The 504-nt window shown below is 67.5% G+C and carries 1 protein-coding gene; it reads left to right on the forward strand.

All coding sequences use genetic code 11. The features are described 5' to 3' along the window. Positions 1-232 precede the first annotated feature (232 nt). Positions 233-504 (forward strand): NAD(P)-binding protein (locus FK268_RS24040; RefSeq protein ID WP_158636228.1); only part of this gene is annotated, 272 nt, incomplete at its 3' end.

Below are 504 nucleotides of genomic sequence, written 5' to 3' on the forward strand. Positions count from 1 at the left end.
CGGCGTCTCACCAGGGCCGACGAGCTGCTGCCCCGCCCCCTCGCGGACAACCCCACCGGGGTGGCGGTGGCGCTCGACGTGCTGCGCTGGCTGGGCCCCGACGCACCTGCGTGACGATCTGCACCAGACCGGGTGGCAACCGGGTGCACTCTGCGCTGGCCGGACAGGACCGTCGAGCGAGAGAGTGAGTCATCGGTTCTATCACTGAGCCCTCGGACCAGGAGAGACAAGTATGACGAGCACCACGCCCGAGCACCTCGACATCATCGTGATCGGCGCCGGCATCTCCGGCATCGGCGCCGGCCACTACATCACCACCGAGCTGCCCGGGAAGTCCTTCGCGATCCTCGAGGGCCGGTCGACGTTCGGCGGCACGTGGGACCTGTTCAAGTACCCCGGCATCCGCTCCGACTCGGACCTGCACACCTTCGGCTACGAGTTCAAGCCGTGGGAGTCCAAGGACTCCATCGCGGACGCGCACAAGATCCTCGACTACCTGCAGGA

It is taken from the genome of Tsukamurella sputi (assembly GCF_007858445.1).
GTDB lineage: Bacteria > Actinomycetota > Actinomycetes > Mycobacteriales > Mycobacteriaceae > Tsukamurella > Tsukamurella sputi.